Here is a 23,726-nt window from a genome sequence, read left to right on the forward strand (position 1 = left end):
CCTTCCTCAACCTTCGGTGCCAGCAGCACGATGGACCGCTGCTTTGATGCGGTTGTAAGTGGCACAGCGACAGATATTGGTCATCCCCGCTTCGATCTCTGCATCGGTCGGCTTGGGGTGCTGGGCCAGAAGTGAAACTGCACTGAGAATCTGACCGCCCTGACAGTAGCCGCACTGAGGCACATCGAGGTCCATCCAGGCCTGCTGGACAGGATGCAACCTATCCCCTTCCGCCAATCCTTCGATGGTCGTGATGCTTCCCGTCACTTGTGCGATCGGCAGCAAACAGGAACGAACGGCTTTGCCGTCCATCAGCACGGTACATGCGCCGCACATGCCGATGCCGCAGCCGTATTTCGTGCCCTTCATATCGAGCGTATCGCGCAACACCCATAACAGCGGGGTGTCATCAGCCGCATCTACCGTTTGAGACTTCCGATTGATGTTGATCTTGAAAGGCATCTAACCTCACCTCATGCAAATGTGGGATCACCTTGAAACATTCGGCTGATGTAATGATACGCTCTGCACGCCGTACCCTTCTGCGGCCTCAAAGGTCGGACTGAGGCCAGCCAACTAGCTGGGCCGCGATCGTGAGGGCAACAGTCTGTTTCTGGCTCCAACGCCGTCGCGATACAGCATAACGGGGCGACGCGCCGGAACCTTGAGCTGCACTAGATTGCCTGTTACATGAACCATAATTTCCTCCCGATCAGGCTCATATATAGCTAATGAAATAGCTGCAACTTTTTGCCCGTCCCAGCCTTTCGGAAGGCTGGCTTTCAGAGTCTCTCCCCGAAGTGAATAAAACGCAATTCGATTGTCATCAAATGGGCAGAAGGTATTTCCGTTGCGTGCAACCTCAACACCATTAAGCGTTACAGCATAATCTCTTGTCTTCCAGTTGACTTCAACATTCGAATTTCCCTCAAGCTGGATCACTGCCCTGTCGCCATCCCGCCGAAACGCTTGAATATCCAGCGTGTGAAATTTGAACCAAGGAATATGCGAAAGATAATAAAGCTCCGTAAGATCATTGATCGAAACATTGAATGGAGGATCTTCCGATCCCCACACATAGGCGTATCCGTTGTAAAAGAGTGCTTTCAACACTCTGTCAATGTTGTCGATAGGATGGCCCTGTTGCCCCCAGATTGCACTTTTACGGTAGATAGCGGATTGCAGCGGGACAGGTTGGCCACCGAAAGGACAAACCCCTCCGGACATTCCGTTCTGAAAAGAACTTACCTTTCCAATAAAGGCGTAACGGATGAATTCAGAAGTGACATCGACCCCATGCTCTTTGAACAGGTCGATCACTTTATATCGTGCTTTGAGATTCTTGATTCCGCTGGCCGGATGGTTTATATCCCAATCGTTGCGAATTGAAAAATACGTTAGGACATCGACGTGAGCGACATCCTCGATTTTGTAGTGATCACAGGTGTAGTGGACACGAGCAGTACCTGGTCCATCCATATATTTCGCCAGCCCTATGACAAAGGAAGGCTCTCCGGTCCAGTCACGGCTAAACCACAATTCTCCGTCTGGACGGCGCGCAATAACATTCGTATCCCATTCCGGACTGCTTTTATATGCATCGTCGTAGTTGTCAGAAAGAGTTATAAGACTGTTGTATTTCTCTTTGCAGTTTTTCTTCAGATGCAGGAGGTCTTCGTAGGTTCCTAAGCGATGGTTCACTTCCTTAACCGCAGGATAGCCCGTATCTTTTCCTCTATACTGCCAACCCCATATCTGGACGATCTGAGGAGCTCCGTCGATCATGATGGCTAGTTGGCTAACGCGATCTTCCAACTCTGGAAACGTACACACCGGTAGACGAGGCCTGGGAAGGTCGCACAGGATGTCATATTGGAATTTGTCGTGATAGTACGTGTTGGGAATCGGCGGCATTCTTTTGCGAACAAGCTTTGCTCCATCCAGCCAGTCAATCGATCCATTACCATCGACATCACCAATAAAATCCAATCTGCACGACGACTTCTGCTCAATCAGCAGGTTAGGCGTATTTCGATTTCCATGAATACGTGGCGCACCGTTGCCTTCGTTCATGTCATAGCCCAAACTTCCATTGACCCTGTATGCCTGGATCGTTCCCAGCGAAGCTCTGCGTTGCCCCTCATGCTCCCATACAGAGAGCTCTGTTCCATCCATATAGGCGGTTGTTTCCAGAACGCAAATGGACTTTCTTGTTCCGACCATCACAACCGGCAGAGTCGCCAGCGCGTTCCCCCAGAATCGATTGGGAGGAAGATGGCCGGGAGTTGCATCTTTCAGCAGCGCAACGCTACCACCCTCATCTCCATGCGCAAGCCATGCACCATCATCCTGAGGTTGCACCGAAGCAAGCCGCGGTAACTCCACCTGAATAAGCTGGAAACCATGGTGCTCCTGAACATCTTCCAACGTTACGAATAGCGTGGAATCATCAAGAAGATAGCGAATCGAAAAACTGACAGCCTGGCTATTCCCCCACATCCCGTGAAAGAAAAAATCTACCTGATGTGAAGTTTCTTTTACAGAAGAAGCTATAAGAGAGACTGGCTGAAATTCCCAGGAATCCAAACGACAGAGAACCGCGATGATTTTCCCACCTGCGGATTCTCCATCCAGCGCAGTACCTGTTTTTTTCAAGCTGTATTTGTAGGGAAGCCCGTCCGTTCGATTTAAAGTGACTTCGACTTGATCGGATTGCAGGGTGACTGGATTTTCAGGAGCATTACGCATTCCCAATTCAGATTGGGTGAATGAAAAGCCCCAGCGTGCGGTAGATGAGAAACTGATGAAGCCCGCGCTGCCATTTCCTAAAAACGCCCTTCGATCCATTCTCTGAAATCCTTTACATTTGGCTTGTTTCCGAGAGCTTTGCTATCGACTAACCCATGAAAATTTAGTTTTATTCTTGATGAAGATGAATAGGAATGGCGCTAATAGTATGTCATTCACCGGAATGCTGGCAAGCAGCCGGGAAATCTGCATGTACTTATGCACTAGCCGCAGTCATGAGGGCTCCATTTACAACGCAAAAAGTACTCGCAAAAATACTGAGGGCAGACTCTTTCGAATCCGCCCTCAGTTTTTGCGGGAAGTGTGTTTGCTGGATACGTAACTTACTCGACCGATTCCCTGCCCTGCATATAGAGACACGCATGTGAAACTGTTCCATCGAGCTCGATTGTTATCACGTTAGCACTTGCATCGATGCCAAGACTCTCAACCCATTTCGGATAGCTATGCGAAGACATCTGCATCTGCGACAAACAGATTGAGCTCATATCGTGTACCGCTTGAACCCGAAGGCTTCCAATCTGTACATAGAGACTCTGCCAATGCTGCCACCTGATTGGCGATGAAGGATAAAACGATTGGAAGACACATATGACGACAAGAACATATGCGGCAGTTCGTTCAGGAATCATCGCGCCTCCTCATTAAGCCGCGAAAGAAGGCTGTCTATTCGTCAACTTTGAATATTTTGATCTTGATTAGTTTTTCCAGCGTCAAATCTTTCAACCCCCTGGCACGCATCTTCTCCACAAATGGGCGATCGATATGGAAGATGCACATTTGAATCAGCTCATGCTCCGTTGGGGTAAAGCCTAATGATTTTGCCTCCTGCACTTTCTCTGGCGTTACACCCACAGCCTTCATTTCTGTCAGTTTGCTTGCGCGAAGCTCCGTAAATCCTGCGGTAGACATCGCGTGGATATAAGCCGAGTCCACATGCAGCGCCTTCAGACCCATCAATTTATTTGTCGATAAATCGGTAACACCCATTCCTTTCATCTCTTTTACCCACGCTGTCGTAATATCCAACATCAAAAACCCGAGCTGCTTTTTGGGCGTAATGTCGTCGAATCCTAAAGAAACCATGTCCGTCAAGAAAACGGTGCTAGGAATGAATTGGTAGCGGCCGCTCAACGCACTGTCGTGAACGTTACCAGTACACGTCAGCTCTCCGGGTTCAGCCTTCATACGAGCGGTCAGCGCCGTACCCTCTTTTTGAAGCAACTCTGAAGAAACACCGCTCCAACGACTCCATTGAAGCGATGAGTTGTTCATCTCAGTGCAGCTCTCCGCCTCTTTGCCACAATCAACGCTTGCTAGCATCAACTGCACCTTGTCCGGCTCATTTGTGCGACGAGCATCCGAAAGCATGCATAGCCCTGACAATGTCTGTCCAAATCCTGTCGAGCATCCGAGCATCACTGCAAAGACGAAAAATCTCATTTTCTCTTCTCCTCAATAACCTTTTGGAGACAAAGCATCCCCCGATGCAATACGTGATTGCATGCTGCCATACCTTAGTTCGCGATTTAGTTCAGAAGACCCGTCATCTTCAGCTTGATCAATTTGTCCAGGTCTGTGCTATTGAAGCCATACGACTTTGCCTTGCCGACAAACTCTTCATCGATATGAAAGACTGCGGCTTGTTTCACGGCATGGAGATCGGCATTCGGAAAAGTCGCCTTAAGCCAGTGAGCATTCTCCGGCGTAAGGCCTTGAGCTTTTAGAGAAACCAGTTCGTGCGCAGAAAGCCCCGAAAACCCTGCTGAAGCCATCGCTTTAGCATATTCAGGTGTGATCCCGACAGCTCGAAAAGTAACCAGCTCATGTAGATCGGTGGGAGCTAATCCGCCTGCCTTCAATTGAGTTGCATACCCCGGCGTGACCCCTACTGACTTTAGGCTGATAAGATCCTGCCGCGTCGGGGTTCCAATCCCAAGGTCGGCCATCGCCTTCGCATACTCAGGAGTCACACCAACGGACTTCTCAGAGATAGCTTCTTGGAAACTGGACGGGGCTGCGTTGGAACTTTTTAGCCCGGCAATATATTCTGGCGTCACCCCAACAGATTTTAGGGCGATCAGCTCAGGCAGTGTTGGGATACCGAACCCTGCCTGAGCCATCGCCTTGGCATACTCAGGCGTCACACCCAACGAGCGGAGTGAGATGATCGTGTTCAAGTCTTTATTGAGGTCGAGTGGATACCCCGCTTCCTGCATCTTTTTCAAATAGTCCAGCCCGCTACCGCTCCTCGTTGTATCTTGCCCCGCTTCAGGTGATGGCGTCGGCTCAACTGGAGAGGAAGATGGCGTGGGGACTGCTAAGGCTATAGAAACGGGTAAAGCGGACGGCGCCGAAGCGACTGCTCGTACTGGAGCTGCTTGAGGCAACAGTTCGTATCCTGCACTCCTTTTTACAGAGACGCGCGGCACCGACACGGACTGATTTGGAGTAGTTTTCTCCTGCTCAGGAAAAACAACTCTCTTTCCTGCTGTGATGCCAGTATTCTCTGTGTGCGCCTTCAGCCCCTGTGCAACATGCGGTGCTGCGACAAGCCCCGCCACGACGAATCCTGCTACCGCAATCCGTACTCCACTCATCGACCTCTGCTCCATACCCTTCTCTCCCATCACTCGTCGAATTCGATGTAACAGTGTTCCCTCTTCCCCATGCAAAGCCATCGCTAATTGCATGCGCTCTGCGCGCTGCTCTTCCATCTGCAACAGCGCTTCAGCATAAATCCCCGGATCCGCACAGCTGCGAGCTGCAATCTCGTCACAACATACTTCGCGTAGCTCTCTCGTACGTTTACTGATCCACCACACAGCGGGGTGGAAGAAAAAGAGACATTCAATCGCGGTCTGCAGAAGATTGCAGAGGTAATCCCACCGGCGTATGTGCGCCAACTCGTGTGCCAATACAGCTTCCAGCTGCTCAGCTGGGAGCGATGTAGCCACGCTCATTGGCAGAATCACAGATGCTCGCCAAACCCCCATGACCATTGGCGAGATCACTTCAGTCGATACGCGCAATATCACCGGATATGTCAGCCGGAGCGCTCCACTTACTTTCTCAAAACTCATTTGCACTGCAGATGGAATGGCTACTGCGGCATCGCGTTGCAACAATTTCAGTCGCCACCACCCCCCAACAGCTCGCAGCGCAAGCAAACAAACTCCTGCCAGCCATAACCCATCGATCCAAGGCAAAAACCGGTCTGCATGACTCGCAATCCAAAGCTCACCGTTTGCCATAACCGGAGCAGCGAATGGTACCTCTTTCGCTACAACTACATGCAGGCTTCCCACCTGCGACGCCACCATCGGCTGCTCACCTGGAGTGATATGAATTACCAGTCGCTCCTGCTCCATAAACGTGGCAATCGCTACAACAGGCATCAGCCCCAACATCATCATCGCCACGCCATAACGCACCACGGTTGTCGTATGAGCAAGGCAACGGTCAACCAGCGCATATAGCAGTGCAATCGCCACGCCCTGCCAGCAAAAGTGCAGGAGCGTCCATCCCAACGCAACTACTTCTCTTGCATGCACCAAGCCGAGGACACTCATCTATTAGCCTCCTGCTTTTTCCGCGCCAGTAACTTACGTATCTCCACCAGTTGTTCTTCGCTTGCAGGTTCTATCTCTAACGCTCGTAACGCCAACTGAGCCGCACTACCGGAGAACAATCGTTGACTTAACTCCCTCACAAAGCGACGCTCCGTTTCTTCCTTTGCCACATTTGCTCGATAGACATGCGCTCGTGCGCTCTCGTCACGAATGACTAAGCCTTTATCCGTCATAATCTGCATCAGCTTCAAGATGCCCGTATACACCATCGGACGCGATGCGCTGATCGCTTCATAGACTTCGCGAACTGTAGCTGATCCTCGTTCCCACAAAAACGCGAGAATCTCTAGTTCTCCTTCTGTCGGCCTGGTGGTCTCTTTTTTCTTTGTCATGTGTAGGACCATATACGAACAATATCGTAGATGTCAACGAAATTTTTCGTACTGACGTACGCCGCCTTTCCCTGACGCTCTGTTGCAAGGACGTCTCTGAGAACATCCTGAACGGAAGAAATGCAGAGGTAGGCCAGCCGAATCGTCGCCCGATAAAATGCTCTACATGCTGATCAGCGCCACGCAACTTACTCAATTTAGGAAATACAAATCCCTGCTCTGTTTTGTCCTTTTCGCTTTGGCGACACCTGCGATTGCAGCCCCTGCTAAAGCTGACCTTGTCGTCTATGGGGGTACCGCATCAGGCGTAATCACTGCCTATGCGGCAGCGAAGGAGGGGCTTCATGTTGTCCTTCTTGAGCCGGGCTCTCACCTCGGGGGCATGGTTACGGGTGGATTATCTGCTTCCGATGTTGCTGACTTTAAGATCATCGGCGGGTACGCGCGCGACTTTTATCGTGAAGCAGCCGCACACTACGGCAAACTCTCTCTTAATAAACATAGTGATTGGCTCTCTGAGCCAAAAGTTGGAGAGACCATTTTTAAAGCCTGGCTTAAGAAAGCCGGAGTCGAGGTCTACTTTCATGAGCGCCTGAAAGAACACAAAGGCGTAACCAAATCGGCAGTTCATATAACTTCGATTACCACTGAGGACAACAAAAAATGGCAGGCGAAGGTCTTCGCCGATTGCAGCTATGAAGGCGATTTAATGGCTCAGGCGGGAGTGAAGTATATCGTCGGACGCGAAGGAGTTGAGACTTATAGCGAAGATCTCGCTGGCGTACGTAGAGATACACCGAAGCATCAATTTCTCTGGAAAATCTCTCCAAATGGCGCGAACGACAAGCTGATGCCTGAAGTTGATCCAGGACCTATCGGCACAAATGGTTCTGCAGACAAGAAGATACAAGCTTACAATTTTCGACTGATCCTTACCAATAATCCGGCAAACAAGTTGCCCTGGACAAAACCCGAGGGGTACGACAGTGCGCAGTTCGCACTTCTGGCAAAGTATTTAAACGAATGGAAAGAACACATGCATCGCGATCCCAATATGGGCGACGTGATAAACCCAGTCATGATCCCGAATCAGAAAGCCGACTTCAACAACAACGGAGCCTTCTCTACGGACTACATTGGCAAAAGTTGGACCTATCCGGATGCAGGCTACGCCGAGAGAAAAAGATTATGGGACGCGCATCTGCTCTACACAAAATCGTTCCTCTGGTTTCTAGCTTCAGACCCTCACGTCCCTAAGCTTTTAAGAGACGAAGTCAATAACTGGGGCAGAGCTAAGGATGAGTTTCTGGACACCGACGGATGGCCGAATCAGCTTTACATCCGCGAAGGCCGCCGCATGATCGGCCTGTATGTCATGAAACAGTCTGACCTGCAAACAAACCGGACGAAACCTGACTCTATCGCTATGGGCTCGTATAACAGCGACTCGCACAATGTCCAGCGAGTCGCTATGCCGGACGGCAGCGTACGCAACGAGGGAGATGTTCAGGTTCCGGTCAAACCATATGAGATCGCCGCAGGTACGATCCTTCCCGTACGATCTCAAGCAGAAAATCTGCTGGTTCCAGTCTGCCTCTCAGCTTCGCATGTCGCATATTCGTCGGTGCGCATGGAGCCTCAATACATGATGCTTGGCCAGGCGGCAGGTACAATCGCAGCACTCGCAGTGCAAAGGAAAACAGCAGTACAGGATGTAAGCATTACGATTCTGCAAGAGAGGCTACGCAGCCAAAAAGCTGTGCTTCACAAAGAGCAGGAGGTAATTGAGTGACGTTGGCTAAGATCTTCAAGATGAAAGAGATGGTTCCCATGGATCCAACTAAAATCACCACCGCCAATGAAGTTCTCATCCACATCGGTATAAGGATTCGCAGCAGCAATCTGCAGGATTCCATTTCCGATGGCACCCAGTGTTGGAAAGCCGCGCCCTGCAGTAGCCGGTGTTAGACCGTACTTCGCAGCAAAGTCTTGTGTCAAGGCTCCGCTCGGAGGTGTGCGCTTCTGATTGACACGTAAAAAGGAGTAACGCCCAGTTGCGATAACGTTTGGCGTAAAGACATGGGTATACCCGACTGCGAGGTCGTGCGACGCAGTCACGTCTGTCGGAACCTGATTCAACGGATTGCTTGCCGCCAGGGCAAAGTAGCGCGGCCCGCTAAGAGGAGCTTCGCTATAGCGAACGAATATCTGATCCGAGTTTCCGAAATGATGATCGACACGGACGCTCCAGCGGTTGTCCACATTCGTGACACCCCGCCGATAAACAGCGTTCGTTCCATCGTTCTGGTAGGCTCCGTCCGGACTATCAAACTTAATATAAGGACCGGGATTCTGCGGGGTCGGCAGCTGCGACATGACATATTGCGCGAAAGGATTCTTCGCCAACTGCGGTGAGATATCGTCCAGTCCTCCAGGTCCGACGATCTGTCTGGATGCAGCTGAATTCTGCGCACCGTTTGGGAAGCCGTTAGCGTCAACTGTGCTTGTGTAATAAACTCCGCCAATGCGCGGAGCAGCCAGCGCTGCAGCGTACCCCTGATTCTTAAGAACAGTCTGATTCAGCAGCACCAAGGCATTATGCATACGCCCAGCTAGTTCGTCCGGCGTGCTGAAATTACCACGAAATGAAAGAGCATTCTGCATCCTGGCTGGCTCAACACCAACGAAGAAGAAGGTTTTGTCCCTGCCATCGTAGATGTGTGGAATGCGAACCGGACCACCGACAAAGAATCCGTAGAAGTTTTCGTGTTGCGCATTCGCGGCACTGGATCCAACGGGAAACGCGTTGAAGAAGGGGTCTGTGTGCCGCCAGGTTACGCGGCCGTGGTAGTTGCTCGTCCCCGCCTTGCTGGCCTGCACGATCACACCGCCACCGGTACGCCCATATTTGGCGGAAAGGCCGGTCGTGAGAACGGTCGTCTCCTGCACGATCTGACCTGAGAGATTGATACCCGCCCTGGCATAGCTGGCCTGGGTAATATCCGACCCGTCGACCAGAATCGAGCTGGTCCCCGGAGGTGCACCACCAACGGAAAGGCTGGCGCCGGGAGTAATAGGGCCGGTCGTGATCGGGGCGTTCTCCGAGCTCACACCACCAGGAACCGAGGGATCGCCCGTGACTCCGGGCACGAGAAGCACAGCTCCCAAAGCACTGCGCTCTGGATAAGGTAGATCCTGAACGATGGCATGATCGACCGTAAGCGAAACCTCCGAGACCGTCGTCGTTGCCTGCAGCCCATCGGAGAAGACCGTTACGTTGTCGCTCGCTGCTCCGACCTTCAAGGTCGGCGATAGGCTTACATCCTGTGCCGCCCCCAGAACGATCCCTCGCAGAACCTCCGTCTGAAAGCCTGCCTGCTCCACCGTCAAGGTATACGTGCCCGGATTGAGTGGGCGAACAGTAAATGCACCCTGCTCATTCGTTCGAGAGGTGACGACAACCGATGTCTCATCGTTCTTAACATTTCTCCAACACTGAACACAGCTCTTCGGTCCTCATCATTGCTGGAACAACGGCAGAGGCAACCGAAGCATCCGTTGACTTCCTTTTGTCAGAAAAATCCATGCAACAACTGAAGCAATCCCTTTCTCCTGGCAACTTGAAGCATTTTGAAGTCCTCCTTCGGACAACCCGCCTGGACGGCACTCCTCTGTCTGCCGAAATTGTCGCCAGCCGCACCGAATAAGACATGGAACACGATCAGACAGCCTGATTCTGCTTTCCTCTCCGTGCGGGACTCCGCCTGAAGCATCTTCGACTTGCCTAAATACTGGCCGTCTTAACGTTAAGACAGTGATCCATAAATATATGACAAATAATGAGTTGACCTCACTTCTTAACGCAGTCAATCCCCGTCCCGGCCTTGACCGTGAATTAACTTGTCCCCTCTCCACCCACTGATCGAAAGTCGTTTACGAATTCTAGACTGAGGTCTTCGTGAAAATTCGACTTTCGAAATATGCTGCTCTTTTCCTTTTGCCAGCCCTGTTTCATCCTCACCTCCACGCCCAGGAGAAACCTCGGATCATCGGCATGGCGCACATGGCGTACTACGTCAACGACCTGAAACAAGCCCGTGATTACTACGAAGGGTTTCTCGGGTTTCAGGAGGCGTTCACGCTCAAGAATCGGGATGGCTCCGATCACGTCGTCTTTATCAAAATCAATGACCATCAGTTCATCCAGCTCTATGCCGAACCGGTCACGAACTACGGCTATATTCACGATGCGGGCTTTGAGACAAACGACGCCAAAGGCATGAGAGACCACTTGGCCTCCATCGGCATAGCCGTACCGCCTGCCGTCACGAAGAACGAAGAAGGCGACCTGAGCTTTAACCTTACGGAACCATCCGGGTTCACGATCCAAATCATTCAGTACATGCCGGGCAGCAAGGTGACGGCAACCAAGGGAAAATTCATGCCGGCCACCCGCATCTCCGACCACATCGACCACATTGGTCTTTTGGTCAAAGACCGGGAAACCACCTGGAAGTTCTACAGCGATGCCTTTGGGTTCACCAAAGAAGGTGATGGTTCGAAGATGGCGGTACCCGATAGCATAGACCGATTTGAGATTGGTTGGGAGAAGCGGAAGCCCGAAGAGGCGCGCTTCCACATCAAGGACCACATCTGTCTCTCGAACCCAAATGTGCCGAAGATGACCGCAGAGATCGCGGCCAAGCCGCAGATGAAACAGTTCCCCGATGCAATTGCCGACGTCCATCAGTTGCCAAATGGGAAGAACGTTGTCGAGATCTACGACCTGAACAAGAATCGTGTTGAAGTCATGGAGCCTCCGAAGGCAGGGGATGTAGCAATGGCCAGCACAGCTCCTGCAGGCTCTTCATCCGAGACATCCGGCTCGAAAAAGAGTTCGCAAGGAGGAGCCAAGGGAGCGCCGCGTAAGGTTGAGTTGCCACATCCGTTTTACTGGGCCGCTCCCGATGCTTTACGTGGAGACTGGCAAGGAACCGGTGGCCTGGTTGCTCAGGTTGTTTCTGTTATGGACAAGATCTATTCCAAGGAAGACCTGATCCCGCAGCAGGACGATAATGCCAAGTACGAGATTCATCTCTTCAAGCAATTCGATCAACCTCACGATATCCCTGTAGCCGTGCTGAATGGCACACTCGCAAATGGCGTTCTCCCACTTGAAGGCGATGGCTGGACCGGCTTGATCGAGAACGGCCATCTGATGGCAAAGAATGGCAATCAGAGCATCGATTTGCAACGCATCACACGCCTGTCTCCAACCCTGGGAATGAAACCACCGCAGGGCGCTATCGTCCTCTTCGACGGAAAGAATATGGACGAGTGGTCCAAAATGATGGAAAAGGAATGGCTAAAGGAAGACGGCCCTTGCAAATGGCACCTTGTTCCAGGCGATGCCGTAGAGTCCGTCCCGCGCTCTGGCAACTGCATCAGCAAACGAACCTTCGGTGATGCGAAGATCCATGTCGAATTCAGAACGATCGGCGGCCCAACCAACAGCGGCGTCTATATTCAGGACCGTTACGAGGCAAACATCAACGAGACCTACGGCAGCCTGACAGCCAATCCGAACGGACAGTTCGATAACTCTATCGCAACCAAGCCGGGGATTCGCGCCTCACGTCCGGTGCTTGAGTGGCAAACCTTCGACATCGATTTCAAAGCCCCGCGATTCGATGCATCCGGCCAGAAGACTGCAGACGCAAAGGTCACACTCATGCTAAACGGAGAGCCTTTGTACAACGATCACATCCTGGGCCCGGTAACTCTGAACGCCGCAAAGTTAGGTGAAGCTCCGAAGGGGCCTATCCAGTTGCAGGAACATGGAATGCCCGTACAGTTCAGAAATATCTGGGTATTAGAGACATCCCAATAATCGTCATCGTCACTCTCTCTAAGATCCACTCGACACGAGTGCTTTTGGAGAACGGCTCAAAACAATCGTTACAGAACGGGGGAGACCTCCCCCGTTCTCTGTCTTCAACAGCGCCTCAAAGTACGGAAATGCCTTTCCGGTTGATCCCATTCTCGAACGCAGCTGTGACATCGAAGACTCATCTCGTAGGAAGTCCAGTGCCGTGCCAATGGCCGCACCACCTGTACCAGAGATCACGAGGATGTTGCCGGTACCACTCACATTCGGAAGAAACGCAATGCTGGCATAGCCATCATGGGTTTTGGAACCATCGACGGTTGATCGGAACTTATCCGCGTCCTGCGCTTTGGCCGTGATATCGATGGGATAGTAACTATCGAGAGAGGGATCATACTTCCATCGCAAGGCAAGATACGAATCGAACGCCTGAATCCATGGATTGGATTGCCGCGTGCCCAACAAAATAATGTTGCCAGATTTGAGCTGACGGAACGAGAAATCCCGTGCAAAGTACAGATTGGTGCTCGTTCCAAAAACTTCTCCTACTTGCGACAATCGGCCCACGAGATTGACATCCGAGAAGTTGGACTGCCTCTTCAACAGAAATGATTGGACTGCCTTCCGGTCCAGGTGCAAGGATTCCGCCTCATCACCTATCGGATGCAAGTAGCTTCTGTCGAAATACTCTGTTAGAGAAACCTGCTTTCCAGAAACCTGCTGATAAAAATCCAACGATGCATCATCCAGCACGATATGGGCAGGGCTGCCCTGCTGAAATATCCCCGACCAGAACTGGCGTACAGTCGCTCCTTGCAGGGACGAGCTATGTGTTATTTCATTTTTACTTCGAACTAATAAGAATGCACAAAGGGATGCCAGGACTATGGTGAGGAATCCAAAGCCCCATGCGCTTCGGACTGCGATAGATCTGCTTTTCGCCAGAGAGGCTACGGGCAGCACATGCTCTGGAAATTCTTTCCCTTCTGTCGCGATAGAGGGCATCGAGAAAATTGGACTCTCAATCGGCTCAGGTAGCTTCGCCGCATTCGGGGCAAGATCGCGCTTGCGAAATATTGGCGCATAGTTCCCCTTTGGAATTTCAATCACCAGACGTTCGTTTTCGCCTTCTGTCTGAAAATACTCAGCGAGACGCTTTCGCAGAAGCGAGGCATGGACGCGAACAATATTGTCGGCAGCCGTATCGTAGTGCTCCGGCCGTCCAAAGACTTTGTGTCCTAATTCAAGTTCATGAATATCGTCGACGGACTCGTCGAGTGCCTTGCTACAAAGATACAGAAATAAATCTCTAAGCCGGGCTGATTTCGCAATCAGATTGCTCGCGACAACTCGATTCACGAGCTCCTTGCATGCCTGCACATCGCAACTTTCCTGCGTATCTATCACGAATTGAAACGCTACCTGAATGGCAGAACTATCGTCAACCAGCTTTCAAACCACTCTTAACGTATAGAGCAGCTTCGCAAGTAATTGAACCTAAATAGTCGTCGCCGCTCAGCGCATATGGAATTGCTATACCGTTAATTAACTTGCTGACTCTCCCTTTGGCAAACGATGGTAGCAATGAAGATGGGGGAACTCTTGAAACAAGCTTCATCCATGCAAAACTGGACTCGACGGCACTTCCTCGGAGCAGCGGGAACACTCCCTTTCGTCACAATGGCAAGTTTAAAAGCCACGACTCCGCAGGCTGCACAGGCCGAAATCAAACCAATATCCAGATCTGGCGGGAAGATGTTGAAGGTCTCCCTCAACGCTTTCTCCTTCAGCCGCCTGTTAAACGCGAAAGTAAAGCATGGGCAGGATGGCATCGACCTTTTCGGACTGGTCGACTTCTGCGCTAAGCACAACATCGATGGGATCGATCCAACCGGATACTTTTTCCCCGGTTTCCCGGACGTTCCTCCGGACTCTTATATCTTCGACCTGAAGCCCAAGGCGTTCGAGTCCGGCGTGGGCATTAGCGGAACAGGTGCCCGGAATAATTTCACGACCGCCGATAAAGACAAACGAGCAGCCGACATCAAAATCATCAAGGACTGGGTCATCGTCGCCTCAAAGCTTGGCGCGCCCGTGCTTCGTGTCTTTGCCGATACGCAGATGCGTAATATGACATGGCACGATGTCGCCAAAGGATTCACCGAGGACCAGGTTCGTGAGTGGATCGCCGACGATCTGCGGGAATGTACTCAGTTTGGCAAGGATCACGGCGTCATCATCGGTGTCCAGAATCATGGCGACTTCCTGCGCACCAGCGATGACCTGATCAAGCTTGTCGGCCTCGTTGATTCTCCGTGGTGCGGTGTAATCGTCGACACCGGTTACTTCCGCTCTCCCGATCCCTATGCCGATATGCAGAAGGCCGCACCCTACGCCGTCAACTGGCAGATTAAGCAAAGCGCATTCGGGGCAGCCAGTGACGTTAAGCTCGATCTGGATCGTTTACTCCGCATCGTGCGTTCCTCCGGCTACAGTGGATATCTTCCGGTTGAGACCCTCTCGACTCCAGATAAGCCCTACGATCCATATCAGGTCGTGCCGTCTTTCATCCAGGAGCTGAAAGCAGCGATCGCTCGCAGCGCTTGATCTAACCTCGAAACGCCTTCAACCCGAATCCACAAAATCGGCACCGCAAAGGTATCTGCAATGCTCGTACAGACATCATTATCACCAATCAGGCAAGCGCCGCGAGCCATTGCAGACACAGGATCGACCATCTCTCCCTCTGGAAGCCGCTACCGCTGGAAGATCTGCGCTCTTCTCTTTTTCGCTACGACGCTGAACTACATGGATCGGCAAGTGCTTGCACTGCTCAAGCCAACACTTCAAGACCCAATTCGCGGCATCGGTCTCACCGAGGTTCAATTTGCAGCGATCGTATCCATCTTCTCGGCAGCCTATGCGCTTGGGTTGTTGTTGAGCGGCAGTTTCATCGACAGGGTCGGAACCCGTATTGGCTACGCCGTCGCGTTGATTATCTGGACGGTAGCCTCCATGTTGCATTCGCTGGTGGGATACGCTCCCGTCACCAATGCTCTTCATGCACTCGCAATCGATGCGGCTTCCCTCTTGCGGCACATTCCTGGCCTTGGCTCGGCATCGTGGGTCAATTCGATGGCAAACCTCTCGGGCGCTGTCATTGGCTTCGGTATGGCACGGTTCGTCCTGGGACTCGGCGAAGCCGGGAACTTCCCCGCAGCCATCAAAGCTGTCGCAGAGTGGTTTCCCAGCAACGAGCGCGCACTGGCTACAGGCATCTTCAACTCGGGCACTAATATTGGCGCCACGCTGGCTCCATTCGCCGTCGGTTTCCTGCTCTATCGCCTTGGATGGCAGTACGCTTTTCTCGCCACCAGCGTCTTTGCGATGATCTGGCTGGTGCTTTGGTTCGCGCTTTACCGCAGTCCCGCAGAACATCCGCGCGTCTCGTCTGAGGAGCTCGCATACATCAACAGTGGCGCACCGGTTCAGACCACCTCGAAGATTGCCTGGTCACGCCTTGTTCCTCACCGCCAGACCTGGGCCTTCCTTCTGGGCAAAGTCATCACCGATCCCATCTGGTGGTTCTATCTCTACTGGTTGCCTGGGTTTCTTAACGCACGCTTCGGGCTATCCATTACAAAGATGGGACTGCCGCTGCTGGTCATCTATAACGTCTGCACCTTCGGCAGTATCTTTGGTGGATGGCTTCCGGCCAAACTGATCTCCTTGGGATGGACTGTAAATCGCGCGCGGAAGTCGGCAATGCTTCTCTATGCTTTGGCAATTACGCCGATCATGTTTGTCGGCAAGGTGCATACGCTGTGGCAGGCGGTGGCGCTGATCAGTCTGGCAACCGCAGCTCATCAGGCCTGGTCCGCAAATCTCTTCACGCTGGTCTCGGATATGTTCCCTCGCCGCGCTGTTGCATCGGTTGTCGGTATCGGCGCATGCGGTGGCTCAGTTTCAATGATGTTCTTTGGATTGTTCATCGGCTTCGTGCTTCAACTCACACACGGGAACTATGTTCCTGTATTTCTGTTGGCGGGATCGGCATATCTCGTCGCTATCACCGTCATTCACCTGCTGGCACCGAAGTTGGCACCAGTAGCAGTCGATTAATTTTCGTATACCTAACGAAAGGTAGCCTTCATGTCCACTCAACGGTACCGCACGTCACTTATGGCTGGCCTTGCGCTCATGCTGTCGCTCCCGGCACAACTTCCTGCGCAAAACGCAGCCCCTGCACGTCCGAAAATTACGGGTATCTCGCACGCCGCTTACTACGTCTCGGACCTGCAGAAGTCCCTCGCTTTCTGGCATGACTTCTTCGGCTTCGACGAGTACTACTCGCTGCCCAAAAAAGACAGCAAAGATACCCGCATCGCCTTCATCAAGATCAACGATCAGCAGCATGTCGAGCTTTTCAATGAGCCGTCGCCGCATCCGCCCAACATGATGAATCATGTTTGCTTTACCGTCGACAATCTCGAAGCGATGCGCGCTTATCTGCGCTCGAAAGGCATCGACGTAAAACCGGGAGACGGCAGCAAGACACGGGCCGGCGACTATGCGTTCATGATCAAAGATCCCGACGGCACTCTGATTGAGTTCGTACAGACTCTGCCCGATGGCATGGAAGCCAAAGCCGCCGGCAAGTTCGAGCCAAGCACGCGTATCTCTGACAAGATCTACCACGTGGGATTTCTCGTCGGAAACAGCGAGAAGGCGATGGATTTCTACGGCAAGATTCTCGGCTTTCAGGAGACCTGGCGGGGCGGAGCCAACCCAAAGGAGCTCAGCTGGATCAATATGCGTGTTCCGGATGGAACCGACTACGTCGAGTTCATGCTCTATCGCAAACTACCTGACACCTTTGGCACCAAAAATCATATGTCTCTGCTGGTGCCTGATGTGCCAAAGGCCGTTGCTGAACTGCAGTCGCGGCCCACGTTCAAAGACTATGGAAAAGAATTGAAGGTTGCAGTCGGCGTCAATCAGAAACGTCAGGTCAATATCTACGATCCGGATGGAACTCGCGTTGAGCTGATGGAGGGCAATACGATCACTGGCAAGCCAACTCCTCCATCGACGGCTCCGCCACCACCGCCTGCGCATGATTAATTTCGAATGTTCTTCCTTCCAACACGGCTGGGGCTATCACGAAGAGCTCCAGCTTTATTTTGATATGGTGAGTGCATCCCTAAGGAGATGAGCCCGATGAACCGCAATCTGACACGACGTACCTTTCTGGCGAGCCTCAGCGCCGCAGCTGCTGCTTCCTCGCTGCCTTCATTTGCCGCACTGCGTAAGAGCCACATCCAGTTTGGCTATGCAGCCATCACCTGGGGCAACGAAGAGCGACAGGCGATCGATGATATCTCCGCCGTCGGCTATCGAGGTATCCAGCTGCGCGCCAATGCGCTCACCGACTTCAAGCCTGCCGAACTGAAAGACCTTCTGGCTCAGCACAAGCTGACCTTTGTTGCGCTCTCGAGCGGCGAAATTTCGCTCGATGAGCCTGACGCGGACCAGATTGCAACGCATGTGGCTCATGCACAGTTTGTGAAAGACTCCGGTGGACGCTATCTCCAGATACTGGATAAGCTCACGTCGTATACGCGCTCCGTAACTCCCGATGAGTGCAAGCGACTGGGGAAGCTGCTCACGGAGCTTGGCAAGCGCACGGCCGATATCGGCATTCCGCTCGGCTATCACAACCATCTCAACACACTGAGCCAGAAGCCTGAGAACCTCGACCTTATCCTTGAGAACGCCGATCCGAAGTATGTGAAGCTGGAGCTCGATACCGCGCATGCGGTCGCCGGCGGCGGCGATCCGGTGCAGATGATTCGCAAGTATCATGACCGGCTTTTATTCATGCATCTGAAGGACGTTCGCGATATTCCCGCCGACACGCCAAAGGCGAGATATCCTTTTGAGTTTGTCGAGCTTGGACGCGGACGCGTGGATATTCCTGCGGTCTTCGCCGCACTCGATCAGGTCGCGTTCAGCGGTTGGGCTGTTGTGGAGCTCGATCGGGTTCCGGATAAGTCGCGCACGCCGAAGGAATCAGCAGCGATCAGCAAGACTTATCTGGAACAAAAGATCGGCGTCAAAGTTTAGCTCTTTCTTCATGGAGGTTTGTTTGCGCGTTGGAATCGTTGGAACCGGCGCTATCTCGGCGAAGCATGCGCTTGCTTATCGGAACATTGGTTTTAAGATCGCCGCCTGCACGAACCACACGGCGAGTAAAGGGCAGGCTTTTGCCGCGGAGCATGGAGCAGAGTATGTCGCAACGGTAGAAGAGTTGTGCCGTCATCCCAAGGTCGACTATGTCGATCTGTGTACATTTCCTGACTTTCGACTTCCTGTTGTGGAGCTTTGCGCCGCAAACGGAAAGCATTTGCTGGTGCAGAAGCCGATGGCGATCGACCTGGCGACGGCGCGGAAGATGATCTCCGTTGCAGCAGATGCCGGCATTCAACTTGGCGTTGTGAGTCAGCGCCGCTTCGATGACTCAACGATCTTTTTGAAGCGCGCGATTCAGCAAGGAAGGCTGGGCCGCATTCTCGAAGCCGATGCTTATGTAAAGTGGTACCGCTCGGCCGAGTATTACAGTCGCCCCATCAAGGGCAGCTGGACGGTCGAAGGCGGTGGCGCGCTGATCAACCAGGGAATTCACCAGGTTGACCTGCTTCTGTATCTGATCGGGCCGGTCGCTCGCGTCTCGGCCGAATGGCAACTTGGGTCTCTGCATCGGATTGAATCGGAGGACGTCGTGAATGCTCTGCTTCGTTACGAGAACGGCGCGACGGGTGTGATCCAAGCTTCAACGGCAATCTGGCCCGGCTATCCGGAGCGCGTCGAGATTCATGGCACGAAAGGCACTGCGATTCTCACAGGCGACAGACTGACGACGTGGGACGTGCAGGATGATGCAGGTGAATCTGCTCCAGTGGAGACGAAAAGCGCTTCGGGGGCTTCCGATCCGATGGCGATCTCAGTGGTTCCATTTGAGCGGCAGTTTCTTGATTTCGCCGACGCATGTCTGAAAGGCAGAGCGCCGTTGTGCTCGGGCGAAGATGGATATCGTGCTCTGGACCTGGTGCTTCGTATCTATAACTCGTGCCGTGAGCATTAGTGCGGGCAGAGACAGGCCCCCCTCCCCCCTCTGTTCGCAGCAAACTATTTACTTTCAGCAGTTTATGCGTTTTGCACAAGCTAAAATATTCCATCGAAACGGGTTAAGCCCAAAAATATAGAAACCAAAGGGTTTATTTCTACCTGTTCCGCCCAAACATAAAGCCCCGGGTAAATTGCCCGGAGCTTTATTGCTTCTGTATCTATAGTAGCGATTGGGGTGAAACTAATCGGCACTTTTGGCTGATTTATTTCGTGGCGATTTCTGGTTTTGTTTGTGCTGGTTAGAGAGGAATTTCCAGATCGGAGCAGAGATCAGGGGCTTGACAGGTTTTCCACGAGCGCAGAGGACCGCGACTTGATACAAGTCCTCTGCCTGTTCGTGGAGCGCTTCCTGGCTAAAACTCGTAGCGGGCGCCCAGCTGCATGATGCGGTTGCTTCCATTCGTCGATGAGATCACTCCCGCCGTGGCGGCAGTCCCGATCGTGGTGCTGGGGTAGCCGAAGACAGGATGGTTGAGGGTGTTGAAGGTCTCCCAACGGAACTGGAAGCGACCGAACTCACCCACCGAGAACGTCCTGCCGAGCGCCAAATTCATGGTGATGTTGTTTGGGCCTTCGAGGATGTTTCTGCCTGAGTTGCCGAAACCCGAGGTGGGAACGACGAAGCAACTTGCATCGAACCAACGAGCGATCGTCCGGTTGGAGAGTGTTCCATTGCAGATGCGATTGGGGCGGGTAGCTTGTCCGAGGTCCTGTGTGCCGGAGACCTTGGGCGTGAATGGCTGGCCGCTATAGGCGAGGACGCTGCCGCTGGCCTGCCAGTCGCGCAGTGCGTAGAAGCGTGAGCGAGTGCGATAGACGGCAGTGCCGGTGAAGTTGTGACGGATATCAAAGTCGGACAAACCATATTCCGCCGTTGGGTTGTTGATGTCCTGGTTGCCGAAGTAGCCGCCCGCGCCAGCGTAGTTGATACCGGATTGCGAGTCGAGCGATTTGGCATAGGTGTAGTTCACACGGAAGAAGAGGCCGTTGGCGAACCTTCTGCGCACGGTCGCCTGCAGCGAGTCGTAGTGCGAGGTTCCGTTGAAGTAGGCCATGGTGATGGCGGAGAAGTTCGGCAGAGGACGTGATGCGTTGACGTTGGCGATGCGCTCCTGGTTGTAGTCAAATTCCTGACCGAGATGCGTTCCCTTCGATCCCGCGTAAGAGACCTCCAAAGCTGTCCCCTTCCCCAGCTCGCGCTCGATGGTGAGGTTGTAGCTTTGCATGTTGGCGGAGGGCGCGTTGGGATCGTAGCCATTGGGCGTAAGGATTCCCGAGAGCGAGCCTCCCGATGCCGGGAAGGGGTTAGTGGAGGAGATCAGGCTTGCCGGCGCGGTGGAGGTAGCAGCGACAGCAGAGTAGGTGGTCGTAGCGGAGAAAGGATATTGCCCGGCGAGATTGGTACGGATGAAGGTCAACCTCGAGCCCGTGTAGAAGACACCGTAGCCGCCGCGGATGACGGTCTTGTTGTCCTGGAATGGCCGCCAGGCAAAACCGAGACGCGGACCAAAGCGCATCTTGTTGGTGTTCACGAGTGCTTTGGAATATCCGGCATCGCTGGCGGAGATGTAGTAGTTGGTGAGTCCGGATTGCGCGAGAACAGCAGCGATGTTGGGCACGGTGGACGCATTGGAATAAACGATTTTTCCTAGAGCGGGAACGAAGTTGGTGAGCTGTCCGTTTTCTTCGACGGGAAGTGTCTGCAGCTCATAGCGGAGACCGAGGTTGAGCGTGAGGCTCTGCGATACCTTGTAGTCGTCCTGCGCAAAGACGGAGTAGTTGGTATTGGAGAGATGGTTGTTGTTGCCTCCGGTCATGAGGACGCTGGTGGTCGGAAAGCCGGCAAGCATGTCGGCGAAGCCATTGGTCGAGTTGGATGCGGAACTGGTGAGCTTGCCGTTATAGGTGAACTGTCCGTTCTTACTGGTGTTAGTGGGCTGGAAGAGCTGGACGTAAAGGATGTCGCCACCGAATCGGAAATTATGCTTTCCTCTGTTCCAGCTGACGAGATCGCTGCCGTCGTAGCTGTTGACGACGTATGAGATGGGGTTGGAGGAGTTGTCGCCGAGGCTGGCATAGCTGGCAGGCTTGAAGGCTGGGAAGCCAAGCAGCGAGGGGATGGTCGTCGTGCCCTGGATGCCGAGCTGAAGCGCGTAGTTGGTGCCAGCGTCGTTCGCCTGCTGATTGGAGACGGTGCGCGTGCGGCCGAAGCGAAAGTCGTTAACAAGGTTCGGCGTCAGCACCTTGGTTTCGGAGATACCCATAAGCGTTGCATGCACCGATGTGCTTGCGCCGAAGTTGCCGAGAGGCGAGCCGGAGGTCGGATTGGTGGAGGAACTATAACGGCGCAGGAAGCGGACAGCGAGCTGATCATTCTGCCCGAGCTTCTGATCGATCTTCGCCAGGCCATTGTTCCAGTTGCTGGTGCTGTTGGTGTTGAGCGCGTAGTTCGGGCTGCCGGGAGGAACTACCAGGTTCGGCTGGGGGTAATACGCCAACAGTTTTTGTGCGACGGGATCGATGGTCTTCAACTGGCTTGGATTGGATGGATTGAGGCATCCGGTTGTGACAGAAGGAGGCGTACACTTGGCGGCGCTGTTTGGATTGTGCAGGTAGTACGGCGTGGGAAGGCCATTGACGATGGGTCCGGATTGGCTGAAGTCGCCGAGCCGTTCGCGGGCTGTGGGGACGAGGCTGGTGGCGTTTGTTCCTGTGGTGGAGCGCAGGCTCTCAAGATTGAGAATGAAGAAGGTTTTATCGTGGCCATCATAGAAATGCGGGATGATGACAGGACCGGAGATGCCTCCGCCGAACTGGTTTTTGCGGAGCTTGTTTTTGGGAACGGTGATGTTGGCGAAGTTGTACGACTGGGCGTCGAAGAGATCGTTGCGGAGGTATTCGAAGAGCAGGCCGTGGAACTGGTTGCCGCCACTCTTGGTGACCATGGTGACGACGCTGCCGGAGAGGCGTCCGTACTGAGCCGTGTAGCCGGAGGTTTCCATCTTGAACTCCTGCAGGGAGTCGAGGGGCGGGCTGATTTGCGAACCGGCGTCGCGGGGGTTCTCGTCGTTGATGCCGTCGACGTAGACGCCACTGGAGTCGGCACGTGAGCCGTTGGCGACGTAAGGTGCGCCCTTGGCGTTCTGCTCGGCTGGCTGGACACCGGCGACAGTGAAAGCGAGGTCGTTGAAGTCGCGGCCGTTGAGGGGGATTTCGGAGATTTCGACAGGAGTGATGACGTCGCCCTTGGAGGAGGTTTCGGTGTTGAGGAGGCCGACCTCAGAGGCGGAGACGCTGACGGTGTCGCTGGTGACGCCGATGCGAAGGCTGGCATCGAGGCGGGCGGTCTGCTCGGTGGCGAGACGGAGATTGCTCTCGGTGAGCTGGTTGAATCCAGCCATGGTGATTGTGACGTTGTAGATGCCAGGGTCGAGGTTGGTGACGGTGTATTGACCGTTGGCATCGGTCTTTGTGCTGCGGGTCTCGTTGGTGGCGGCGTTGGTGACAGTGATGGTAGCGCCGACGATATTGGCCGATGTGGGATCGGTGACGCGTCCGACGAGAGTGGCGGTCGGAGCCTGGCCTCTTAGAACTCCGACGAATGCAACGAGCAAACCCAGCAGGGCGATGCAGAACTTCATTTTCATCTCGAACAATCCTTCCCCAAAATCACGACACGCATCGCCGCTTCTTCTGAGTTCTTGTCTGCCGGAACCATGGCTTTGCGTTTGGCGCGAAGGAAAATGGATGTCCGGCTGTGCTTGTGTTAAAGCGATGCCCCACAATGACCGGCAAGTTAATTCACCGTATAGCGATGCGAATGCCGTCTATCCTATTTATTTACAGATAGATGTGGTGCTCGATTTACGTAAAAAATAG

15 protein-coding genes and 1 pseudogene are annotated in these 23,726 nt (G+C 53.3%); 7 read left to right on the plus strand and 9 right to left on the minus strand.

Translation table 11 applies throughout. The features are described 5' to 3' along the window. Positions 1 to 6: 6 nt before the first annotated feature. The 5 genes from KFE13_RS02545 to KFE13_RS02565 form a co-directional block, all read right to left on the minus strand. Positions 7 to 462, minus strand: coding sequence for a (2Fe-2S)-binding protein (locus KFE13_RS02545; protein ID WP_260705565.1), 456 nt, complete (start codon positions 460 to 462; stop codon positions 7 to 9). Positions 463 to 576: 114 nt separating this feature from the next. Next, positions 577 to 2,847 (minus strand): endo-alpha-N-acetylgalactosaminidase family protein, encoded by a 2,271-nt coding sequence (locus KFE13_RS02550; RefSeq protein WP_260705568.1) that lies wholly within the window; start codon positions 2,845 to 2,847, stop codon positions 577 to 579. Positions 2,848 to 3,474: 627 nt separating this feature from the next. Beyond that, positions 3,475 to 4,251, minus strand: coding sequence for a hypothetical protein (locus tag KFE13_RS02555; protein WP_260705569.1), 777 nt, complete (start codon positions 4,249 to 4,251; stop codon positions 3,475 to 3,477). An 86-nt stretch (positions 4,252 to 4,337) separates the two neighbouring features. Next, entirely contained in the window at positions 4,338 to 6,380 is a 2,043-nt protein-coding gene (locus tag KFE13_RS02560) for a M56 family metallopeptidase (protein ID WP_260705570.1), read from the minus strand. Further along, complete coding sequence (locus KFE13_RS02565) at positions 6,377 to 6,772, minus strand: BlaI/MecI/CopY family transcriptional regulator (protein WP_260705571.1); 396 nt, start codon at positions 6,770 to 6,772, stop codon at positions 6,377 to 6,379. The genes KFE13_RS02560 and KFE13_RS02565 overlap by 4 nt, the downstream gene beginning before the upstream one ends. A 166-nt stretch (positions 6,773 to 6,938) precedes the next feature. Between KFE13_RS02565 and KFE13_RS02570 the strand changes: the two genes are divergently transcribed. Beyond that, positions 6,939 to 8,564 (plus strand): FAD-dependent oxidoreductase, encoded by a 1,626-nt coding sequence (locus KFE13_RS02570; RefSeq protein WP_260705572.1) that lies wholly within the window; start codon positions 6,939 to 6,941, stop codon positions 8,562 to 8,564. Here KFE13_RS02570 and KFE13_RS02575 read toward each other — a convergent pair. Then, positions 8,537 to 10,156 (minus strand): hypothetical protein, encoded by a 1,620-nt coding sequence (locus tag KFE13_RS02575; protein ID WP_449240097.1) that lies wholly within the window; start codon positions 10,154 to 10,156, stop codon positions 8,537 to 8,539. The genes KFE13_RS02570 and KFE13_RS02575 overlap by 28 nt on opposite strands. Beyond that, positions 10,133 to 10,195, minus strand: a pseudogene (locus tag KFE13_RS18735) (hypothetical protein); the annotation flags it as partial. The gene KFE13_RS02575 and the pseudogene KFE13_RS18735, both read right to left, overlap by 24 nt. Before the next feature lie 535 nt (positions 10,196 to 10,730). On the opposite strand from KFE13_RS18735, the gene KFE13_RS02580 reads away from it, so the two are divergent. Then, positions 10,731 to 12,662 (plus strand): family 16 glycoside hydrolase, encoded by a 1,932-nt coding sequence (locus KFE13_RS02580; protein ID WP_260705573.1) that lies wholly within the window; start codon positions 10,731 to 10,733, stop codon positions 12,660 to 12,662. An 18-nt stretch (positions 12,663 to 12,680) separates the two neighbouring features. On the opposite strand, the gene KFE13_RS02585 is transcribed toward KFE13_RS02580, so the two are convergent. After that, entirely contained in the window at positions 12,681 to 14,018 is a 1,338-nt protein-coding gene (locus KFE13_RS02585) for a hypothetical protein (protein WP_260705574.1), read from the minus strand. A 396-nt stretch (positions 14,019 to 14,414) separates the two neighbouring features. Between KFE13_RS02585 and KFE13_RS02590 the strand changes: the two genes are divergently transcribed. The 5 genes from KFE13_RS02590 to KFE13_RS02610 all read left to right on the plus strand — a co-directional run bounded on the left by KFE13_RS02590 (position 14,415) and on the right by KFE13_RS02610 (position 19,803). Continuing rightward, positions 14,415 to 15,266 carry a sugar phosphate isomerase/epimerase family protein gene (locus KFE13_RS02590; RefSeq protein WP_260705575.1) on the plus strand — a complete coding sequence of 284 codons (852 nt, stop codon included), beginning with the start codon at positions 14,415 to 14,417 and terminating at the stop codon, positions 15,264 to 15,266. Positions 15,267 to 15,326: 60 nt separating this feature from the next. Next, positions 15,327 to 16,781, plus strand: coding sequence for an MFS transporter (locus KFE13_RS02595; protein ID WP_260705576.1), 1,455 nt, complete (start codon positions 15,327 to 15,329; stop codon positions 16,779 to 16,781). Between the two features lie 30 nt (positions 16,782 to 16,811). Beyond that, positions 16,812 to 17,783 carry a VOC family protein gene (locus tag KFE13_RS02600; protein ID WP_260705577.1) on the plus strand — a complete coding sequence of 324 codons (972 nt, stop codon included), beginning with the start codon at positions 16,812 to 16,814 and terminating at the stop codon, positions 17,781 to 17,783. A gap of 96 nt (positions 17,784 to 17,879) precedes the next feature. After that, the gene (locus tag KFE13_RS02605; protein WP_260705580.1) at positions 17,880 to 18,785 is read left to right on the plus strand and encodes a sugar phosphate isomerase/epimerase family protein; all 906 of its coding nucleotides are present in this window, start codon (positions 17,880 to 17,882) and stop codon (positions 18,783 to 18,785) included. A gap of 22 nt (positions 18,786 to 18,807) precedes the next feature. Next, complete coding sequence (locus KFE13_RS02610; protein WP_260705581.1) at positions 18,808 to 19,803, plus strand: Gfo/Idh/MocA family protein; 996 nt, start codon at positions 18,808 to 18,810, stop codon at positions 19,801 to 19,803. Between the two features lie 397 nt (positions 19,804 to 20,200). Here the strand turns inward: KFE13_RS02610 and KFE13_RS02615 are convergent, their stop codons facing one another. Then, positions 20,201 to 23,494 carry a TonB-dependent receptor gene (locus tag KFE13_RS02615; protein ID WP_260705582.1) on the minus strand — a complete coding sequence of 1,098 codons (3,294 nt, stop codon included), beginning with the start codon at positions 23,492 to 23,494 and terminating at the stop codon, positions 20,201 to 20,203. Positions 23,495 to 23,726 lie beyond the last annotated feature (232 nt).

The sequence above is a fragment of the Edaphobacter flagellatus genome (assembly GCF_025264665.1).
Lineage (GTDB): Bacteria > Acidobacteriota > Terriglobia > Terriglobales > Acidobacteriaceae > Edaphobacter > Edaphobacter flagellatus.

Bases quoted from the DNA above. Each gene is read 5' to 3' on its own strand.
- KFE13_RS02595 (WP_260705576.1), top strand. From the start codon at position 15,327: ATGCTCGTACAGACATCATTATCACCAATCAGGCAAGCGCCGCGAGCC.
- KFE13_RS02545 (WP_260705565.1), bottom strand. From the start codon at position 462: ATGCCTTTCAAGATCAACATCAATCGGAAGTCTCAAACGGTAGATGCG.
- KFE13_RS02560 (WP_260705570.1), bottom strand. From the start codon at position 6,380: ATGAGTGTCCTCGGCTTGGTGCATGCAAGAGAAGTAGTTGCGTTGGGA.
- KFE13_RS02570 (WP_260705572.1), top strand. From the start codon at position 6,939: ATGCTGATCAGCGCCACGCAACTTACTCAATTTAGGAAATACAAATCC.
- KFE13_RS02590 (WP_260705575.1), top strand. From the start codon at position 14,415: ATGTTGAAGGTCTCCCTCAACGCTTTCTCCTTCAGCCGCCTGTTAAAC.
- KFE13_RS02555 (WP_260705569.1), bottom strand. From the start codon at position 4,251: ATGAGATTTTTCGTCTTTGCAGTGATGCTCGGATGCTCGACAGGATTT.
- KFE13_RS02605 (WP_260705580.1), top strand. From the start codon at position 17,880: ATGAACCGCAATCTGACACGACGTACCTTTCTGGCGAGCCTCAGCGCC.
- KFE13_RS02550 (WP_260705568.1), bottom strand. From the start codon at position 2,847: ATGGATCGAAGGGCGTTTTTAGGAAATGGCAGCGCGGGCTTCATCAGT.
- KFE13_RS02565 (WP_260705571.1), bottom strand. From the start codon at position 6,772: ATGACAAAGAAAAAAGAGACCACCAGGCCGACAGAAGGAGAACTAGAG.
- KFE13_RS02615 (WP_260705582.1), bottom strand. From the start codon at position 23,494: ATGAAAATGAAGTTCTGCATCGCCCTGCTGGGTTTGCTCGTTGCATTC.
- KFE13_RS02600 (WP_260705577.1), top strand. From the start codon at position 16,812: ATGTCCACTCAACGGTACCGCACGTCACTTATGGCTGGCCTTGCGCTC.